This window comes from Rhodoplanes roseus, from assembly GCF_003258865.1.
In the GTDB taxonomy this organism is placed as follows: domain Bacteria; phylum Pseudomonadota; class Alphaproteobacteria; order Rhizobiales; family Xanthobacteraceae; genus Rhodoplanes; species Rhodoplanes roseus.
Genome location: NZ_NPEX01000670.1, coordinates 1 through 418, shown reverse-complemented (window position 1 = coordinate 418; position 418 = coordinate 1). Strand labels below are relative to the sequence as shown.

The window sequence follows — 418 nt, the reverse complement described above, 5'->3', positions numbered from 1 at the left end:
ACTCCACCCATCTGAAGGCGAACGCCAACAAGAACCGCTTTGACAAGGCGGTCGTGGCCAAGTCACGCTCCGACTATTGGGACGACCTCGACGCCGCGGTGGAGGCCGAGCGCGCGGTGCACGGCCAGAAGCCGCTGAAGGCCAAGGAGCGCCAGCCGGTGGCGAGGGAGACCAAGGTCTCGCGCACCGATCCCGAGAGCGGCTACATGGTGCGGGACGGCAAGCCCAGGGGCTTTTTCTATCTCGATCACCGCACCGTCGACGGCAAGCTGGCGATCATCACCGACACCTTCGCCACGCCGGCCAACGTCCACGATTCGATCGTCTACCTCTCACGCCTCGACCATCAGCGGGAGCGCTTCGGCTTCGATGTCGGCGCCGTCGGGCTGGATGCCGGCTATGCCACGGCGGGCATTGC

The 418-nt window shown here is 66.0% G+C and carries 1 pseudogene; it reads left to right on the top strand.

The features are described from left to right. Positions 1-418 (top strand): annotated as a pseudogene (locus tag CH341_RS31915) (IS5/IS1182 family transposase); the annotation flags it as partial.